This window comes from Sulfitobacter sp. 1A13496 (assembly GCF_043557225.1).
GTDB classification, from domain to species: Bacteria; Pseudomonadota; Alphaproteobacteria; order Rhodobacterales; family Rhodobacteraceae; genus Sulfitobacter; species Sulfitobacter faviae.
Window position 1 is genome coordinate 1 of record NZ_JBIFFP010000018.1, and the last position, 6,427, is coordinate 6,427.

Below are 6,427 nucleotides of genomic sequence, written 5' to 3' on the forward strand. Positions count from 1 at the left end.
TTTCTGCTCGGGGCTCAAGTCATCTGTGAGCTTGCCACCGGGTCGGGCGAATTACCCTTCCAAACCGTCGGAAACAGAATCTTCCTTGCAACCGTAGGCCCGGAGAACGCGGTGGCATAGATCACCGTCAATCCTGACGTCAGCGGCAAGATCAGACCCTAAACCACCAGTCACTTCATTATACTGAGACGACAAGAGACACCCGGGCCATATGGTCCGGGTGTCTTGTATGGGAAAGTTGCGCACCATTTTTGCAGCCCCCACTCAGGCGATAATACTCATGCTGTCGGAGTAAGCGCGCCAAAGACCGGCGACCGCCGTACATAGTTCGGAAGTTCCTGATGGCAGTGCCAAGCCAGAACCTCAGCTCGACGCCAGCGCTGACTTCGGGTGTTTGCCCCCCCATTCGATAGATCAATTGCTTTCGGAAAAGGTGGCATACCGATGGGCACCTGCCCCTTCGACCAGCGATAAAGGGTTGAAGGATCAACACCGAGTAGTGCCGCTGTCGCGCGGGCATCAAGCAACGGTTGCCGAAGCTCTACTGCCCGTTCCGGCATTTGTGCCTCTGCAAGCCCAAGCGCTTTCCACACAACAGACCACCGTGTTGTGCCGCCAACTAAACGGATCCCGAGCGCCTTCAAAACGCGTGATAACGCTCTGTAGTCGTCGTTCTTCACCGGCTTCAGGCCAAAAAACTTGACCAGATCATCTTTCGAAAGTGGTGTATCCTGCTTCATGCCAAGGACATAGACCCCAGCAAACCCGTTCCAAAAATGGACGCCGACCTTAGGCCGAAAATATTTTCGAAGCTCTATGCGAGATAATCAGAAACATCCGAAAGAGCGCAAAACGGAGTACTATGAGCCGCTTGAAGTCTCCGGATGAAAATCTCATTCGCCCCCTTAGGGGACAACTTTTGGGCCCGACAGCACTGCAAAAATCCGAAAAAAGGACCCCTGCCCTTGCTTCCGTTTTGCGCAGCAGGTGTCGCTGCTTCCCATTCTCGAGGGGCGGCCGAAGCCTTGTCAGGAGCTCCGCCCATCCCCCTTTGAGGTCGCCTCTCCCCCGTCTTCCCCGGCAAAACCTGCGGAAGAAGGGGCGAGACTTCGGCATCATAGCAGTGGCTTAGGCACCGGGTGGTCAGGCCTCAAGATCTACAGTGAACCTAACACGACTAAGTCCGTCGCGGGCCCTCGCAAATCCATTGAGGCCCAGTTCGATATCCTGCTTGAGTTGCGCAGGAGTTCTTCCGTTTGTTTCCTCATGGATGATCAGCTTCATCTTCGAAGAAACGTCGCGCGCACCCTGCACCTGCACCGTAAGACCATCGTAAATCAGAGTGAAGTCGCGGAAGACAAGAGTATTCAGCTGCCTGCTGGAGAAATCCACCTGGCAAAACAACATGAACATAGAACCGATATCTACGCTACGCTCGACAGCACGTTCGACAAGAACGCAGTTTCCGGCACTACGGGTCGGAAAGTTCATGACGCGCGCGTCACAGACGCCCCCTTCAAGAAAAAAGAAGGCCTGAGCTTCCGAGGCAGGATATCCGGATGCGCTAACAAGCACGTGCCCGATGTCGATCCCCAAAAGGTCACCTTCGTCCGCCTCTAACGGACTCCCAAGATACGCGTCTACAAGCAGGCGCCACTTTTCCACGACATGTTGCGGAAACGAAGACGGCTTTAGGGTGAGGGGAATGACGTCAAGCGCTTGGGTGAGAGGTACTTCTTTAGACATTTTGTTCTCCTTAAATGGGCGGGGTTGAAAGTGCCCATGACAGGAACATCGGATCGAAGTTTTGGGGGCGGTAATCCGGGGAGATAGAAAAATGACATTTCTGCAAAGAATTTTTCGCCGGCCCCAATACACGTCCGACAGCGAAGGCTGTCACACCCGCCTTGTCAAAAAGACCTGCATGCACTGAGAATATGCGCAGCCACTCGCAACAATCAGCAGCGGTTTTGAAACAGGCGCGGCATTGCACGGTCAACATCCCGGCATAATCGTCCCGGGGTCCTGAGCAGGCACCATAGGCCCGCCATCCCCGGAAATCAGCAAGGCCCCTAAGGGTCCTCCAAACCTCCTGCAGTAGGTGGGGCGCTCAATCGATTTTCCGCTGCTCAAGTGCGAGCAAGCCGCTTGACGATATTTCCGAGGGCTTCGCGATCAACGGACTAGCGCCACACAACGTGTTGCTATATGTGTATCAGTATGTACAGCGCCTACATGCAAGTGAGTTTGTCATGCCGTCGCCACTGAATATTCGCGACATCGGTCAGGATCGCAAAGCTGCCCTCGAATTGGAATCGAAAGTCACAGGCAAATCTATTGCTGAGGTTGTTCGAGACTGGATCGACGCTGGCATCGCAAAAACCAGAACTGAACGCGAGCGCGCCGCCTGGATCGCATCAGCGAAAGAGGGCATTGTCGATGAGGCCCGTCATCTGGAACAGAACGGGCCCAGCCTGGCTCGGTTTAGACAGGTTTAAGTAATAAAAATAACCGCTTATCCACAATAAAAAGTAGCGAATATTGCAAGGTATTGGTGTAACTTAGGTTTTCCGCGCTTTTGCTGTATTTTGCGCGATTCTCCCGGTTTTTTCTTCGTCAAACAGCCTACGAGCCAACATTGCTTGTCTGGCGGAACGAACGGAGAGCATTGATGCTCACCGAACTGAAGTCGATCCCGGACATCTGGAAGAGAATGCCGAGCGAGATGCACGCGCGACGCTTCCTGGAGAATATCATATGGTGCAACTGGCAGGCACTGTCCGCACTGCGAGTCGGTGGCCTCGTCGCCGCTACGAGGCAAGACATGCCGCCCTGGGCTCTACCAGTGTCGTGATTGCCGTCTCCAGTTCACGGTCACCACACTGACCCCGACGCATAGCACCAAGCTCGACTTGCGTGTCTGGATTTCCGCGATGTTCCTGGTGCTGACATCGGGCAAGAGGATCTCTTCGGTCGTGATCGCGCGGCTACGTGGCGTGAACCAGAAGACCGCCTGGAAAATGGGGCATGCGATCCGAGAGATGATGGACGACCGGAATGGTGAGCTGCTGCCTCTGGAGGACATCGTCGCGACCTCTCGCGACGGACAGGCGCGGGCCAGGGTCGTTTCTGATGACAAACGGACCACGCTCGAGCCGGTTCTTCTGGAATGGGTCAATCCGGCAACGACCAGTCTAATGACCGATGGCAGCAAGAGCTACATCGGACTCGGAAAGACCATGGCCGACCATCAGTCTGTGATCCATAGCCAGAAAGAATACGCCAATCCACAGACCGGTGCGCACGTGAACACGGCCGAGGCATTGATCTCCCAGGTGCAACGTGCCCTGGTCGGGGTCTACCATAATCTTGGCAGGCAGCACCTTCAGCGATACCTCGACGAGATTGTCTGGCGGTGGAACCACCGTGAGCCCGTTCGGGAAGTGGTCAAGCAATGGGACACGAGAGCCGGCGTTGCACGAGAGAAATCGACAACAATCTGGCGTCCGATCCCAGCGGTTGACCAGATGCGCGTCCTCCTACAGGGCGGTCGGCAAGCAAGTCCGCCGCTCGAAGGAATACGGCCTATGTAGGCCGTTATGCTGACGCATTCCGTTCCGTGGGATATACAGAGCACGCATTGCTGCGATCCCAAAGAACGGAATGCGTCATCGCGTGCGGGGCACCAGGTCTACTTCCTTCTTGCCCCAAGGTAACGACCAATATATTATCCATAATGGCAAAAAAGCCGAATAAAGGACATCATAATAACCCTTAAGCTTAACCTCGACACGCCGTCCGAGATGCAGGATCGGGTTCGCGCGGCTGCTCGCGACCGCCGGCTCGCACTTGGGCTAACTCAGAGCGACCTGGCCACGCGGTCCGGAGTTCCTCTGGCGACCTTAAAAGTCTTCGAGCAGAAGGGGAAGATCAGCCTCACCGGCCTGCTCGCCCTCGCCGACGCGCTCGACGCCATCGCTGGCTTCGGCACCCTGTTCCCGGCTGTCGAGGCGACTCGTCTCGATGATCTCAACAAGCCAACGACGCGACAGCGCGCTCGCACCCGCAGGAGTTCGTAACCATGGCCCGCCGTCTTCGCGTCGATATCGCCTTCGACTCGGACGATGTCCGCCCCGTGGGACAGATCGCTTGGGATTCCGCCCGCCGCTCCGCTGCGGTCGAATGGGACCCCTCTTTCGTCGCAGCCCCGCTCCCGATCTCGCCCTACCACATCAAGACCCTGGCCGGGCTCTATCGCACCGGCAATACGGCCGCCTTCGAAGGCCTGCCCGGAGTCTTCGGCGACTCGCTCCCTGACGGCTGGGGACGGTTGCTCATCGACCGCGAACTCGAGCGCCGCGGCAGCGGTCGCACCGCCATCACCCCGGTTGACCGTCTGGCGATCGTCGGCACCCACGGCATGGGCGCCCTCATCTATCGTCCAGAAGAGCGAGTGGTCGGCCCGAACAGCATCGACCTCGAGTGGTTCGCCGATCTCGCGACCAGCATGGCTGAAGACGCTTCCGTGGAGGACCTCCGCAAGGCCCGCGCGGCGGCCGGCGGCTCTGCCGGCGCCCGGCCGAAACTCGTGGCCCTGCTCGATGTGGAGACCGGCCGCGTGCGCGACCATCGGCGAACCCCGGAGCGCGGCGAACGGCAAGTGCTGATCAAGCACCGGGCGACAACCGACAGCCCGACCGCGATCGAAGAAGAAGAGGCCTACGCGAGGATGGCGCGGGCGGCCGGTATCGCCATGCCCTGGACGATGGTGCTGCGCTCTGGGCGCGGCGATGCTTTCTTTGCCGTTGAGCGCTTTGACCGCAGAGGCGCCGGACGGGTGCATATGCATACCGCCGCCGGCATGCTCGACGTCGATTTCCGCCAGCCGTCCACCGATTACGAGAACCTGCATAAGCTGGTGCGTTGGACCACCCGGCATGCTGGAGATCAGGACGAAATGTTCCGCAGGATGGCCTTCAACGTCCTCGCCCACAATCGGGATGATCACCTGAAGAACCACGCCTTCCTAATGGACGCAGGGGGCGGTTGGCGCTTGTCACCGGCCTACGACGTCAGCTTCTCCGACGGGCCCGGCGGCGAGCACCATCTCGCCATCGCCGGAGAGGGGCGCCAGCCCGGCAGGAAGCATGTAGAGGCAGTCGGTCAGGCGCTCGGGATGAAACCCGCAGCGATCGCCGCGCTCATTGATCCGGTTCGCGCCGCCATCGCCGACTGGCCGCGACACGCAGACGCCGCCGGAGTTCCGTCGCGGCGCGCCAAGCAGATTGCCGGCTACTTCGCCACTTAGGGCCGGGTTGCGAGACACCGGTGTTACCCCCCTCCGCACATTCAGGTGCCGACCCAAGGAAACATCCACCGCATGCGCGATGGCGAGGAAATCGTGTGTCGTGTTCAGACAGACCTCGGCATTGAGACGCCCTATATTCTTTGTGCCCCGGTCTTCCCTCGCGCCGCCTGGGGCGCACTCATTCCAAAACTGCATGTGCCAATTCATCTGGATGGCGTTCCGCACATCATAGCCATGTCGCAATTGGTTGCTATTCCAGGTGCACAAATCGGCTCTATCATTGGAGACGCGTCAGTTTGGCGCGACGAGATCGTTGCTGCCATTGATCTCTTGGCTTTTGGGTTTTAGCGAATAGAAGCAGAACCTTTGGTTCTCAGTCCGACGCATTCATCCAAAAGAAACCTATCAACATTCACCGGCTGGGGCTGGGGACGCCTCTGCCTCGTCTTGCTTTTCGCGCAAAATATCACCCGGGGAATTGCGCCACGATGGGGGGAAATTGCGTCAAAACGGGGGGATTTTGCGTCAAACCACCGGTAAATTGCGTCAAAACGCGGGGGTTTTGCGTCACAAATCCCATAAGTCGCTGTACTCAAACCAAAATATACGCGGCTTTGAATCAAGAGAATTAGGAAACCCATGAAAGAGCCCGTGCCGGGCAGTTTCGGAGGGTTTGTCAGGGCTTCCCCCCTCCCTGTGAAAAGAAAACTTATCCGAGGTTTTGGCGCCGCCCCAGCGGTGCCTATCTGCTCTGTAGAGCTTCGCAAAAAGGGCCCCTGCCCTCCTTCAGCGAGGAACAGGAGATACCAATGCCAGAAAGTATAATTGAAACCATCGCCGCTGAGCGAGGCTACTCAGCGACTGAATTGTCGGCTGCGCATGAAGCCTTTCGGCGCAAAGAGCGCCTCTCACACCCTGCGGGCAAATTCGACAAAGCCGGAGTGTTCCACCTTGAAGAGCGCTGCGACTGCTGTGATGGCCTGCGACGCCCCTGCCCCGCCCGTCCATACTCGGAAATGCATCACGCACGTTCTCTCACACATGTAGCACAGCTCTACGATGTGCCTGTGCTTCACATCCGACGCCTGGTGAAAGCAATCACCCTCAGTAGGCAGGTCT

At 57.9% G+C, this 6,427-nt stretch carries 6 protein-coding genes and 1 pseudogene; 5 read left to right on the forward strand and 2 right to left on the reverse strand.

Annotated features, from left to right (window positions below):
- Positions 1-278: 278 nt before the first annotated feature.
- Entirely contained in the window at positions 279-740 is a 462-nt protein-coding gene (locus ACGYLX_RS18840; protein WP_394451243.1) for a helix-turn-helix transcriptional regulator, read from the reverse strand.
- A 403-nt stretch (positions 741-1,143) separates the two neighbouring features.
- The gene (locus ACGYLX_RS18845; RefSeq protein ID WP_394444607.1) at positions 1,144-1,746 is read right to left on the reverse strand and encodes a hypothetical protein; all 603 of its coding nucleotides are present in this window, start codon (positions 1,744-1,746) and stop codon (positions 1,144-1,146) included.
- Positions 1,747-2,252: 506 nt separating this feature from the next.
- On the opposite strand from ACGYLX_RS18845, the gene ACGYLX_RS18850 reads away from it, so the two are divergent.
- The 5 genes and pseudogenes from ACGYLX_RS18850 to ACGYLX_RS18870 all read left to right on the forward strand — a co-directional run bounded on the left by ACGYLX_RS18850 (position 2,253) and on the right by ACGYLX_RS18870 (position 5,656).
- Entirely contained in the window at positions 2,253-2,498 is a 246-nt protein-coding gene (locus ACGYLX_RS18850; RefSeq protein ID WP_394444605.1) for a hypothetical protein, read from the forward strand.
- A 173-nt stretch (positions 2,499-2,671) separates the two neighbouring features.
- Positions 2,672-3,606: pseudogene (locus ACGYLX_RS18855) on the forward strand (IS1595 family transposase).
- A gap of 197 nt (positions 3,607-3,803) precedes the next feature.
- Positions 3,804-4,079 (forward strand): helix-turn-helix domain-containing protein, encoded by a 276-nt coding sequence (locus ACGYLX_RS18860; RefSeq protein ID WP_394451246.1) that lies wholly within the window; start codon positions 3,804-3,806, stop codon positions 4,077-4,079.
- 2 nt (positions 4,080-4,081) lie between these two features.
- Positions 4,082-5,308 (forward strand): type II toxin-antitoxin system HipA family toxin, encoded by a 1,227-nt coding sequence (locus tag ACGYLX_RS18865; RefSeq protein ID WP_394442420.1) that lies wholly within the window; start codon positions 4,082-4,084, stop codon positions 5,306-5,308.
- Between the two features lie 72 nt (positions 5,309-5,380).
- Positions 5,381-5,656 (forward strand): hypothetical protein, encoded by a 276-nt coding sequence (locus ACGYLX_RS18870; protein WP_394451248.1) that lies wholly within the window; start codon positions 5,381-5,383, stop codon positions 5,654-5,656.
- Positions 5,657-6,427: the final 771 nt, after the last annotated feature.

What these genes read in the sequence shown, in the direction of transcription:
- ACGYLX_RS18850 (WP_394444605.1), top strand. Translation starts at nt 2,253, where the DNA reads ATGCCGTCGCCACTGAATATTCGCGACATCGGTCAGGATCGCAAAGCT.
- ACGYLX_RS18870 (WP_394451248.1), top strand. Translation starts at nt 5,381, where the DNA reads ATGCGCGATGGCGAGGAAATCGTGTGTCGTGTTCAGACAGACCTCGGC.
- ACGYLX_RS18840 (WP_394451243.1), bottom strand. Translation starts at nt 740, where the DNA reads ATGAAGCAGGATACACCACTTTCGAAAGATGATCTGGTCAAGTTTTTT.
- ACGYLX_RS18845 (WP_394444607.1), bottom strand. Translation starts at nt 1,746, where the DNA reads ATGTCTAAAGAAGTACCTCTCACCCAAGCGCTTGACGTCATTCCCCTC.
- ACGYLX_RS18865 (WP_394442420.1), top strand. Translation starts at nt 4,082, where the DNA reads ATGGCCCGCCGTCTTCGCGTCGATATCGCCTTCGACTCGGACGATGTC.
- ACGYLX_RS18860 (WP_394451246.1), top strand. Translation starts at nt 3,804, where the DNA reads ATGCAGGATCGGGTTCGCGCGGCTGCTCGCGACCGCCGGCTCGCACTT.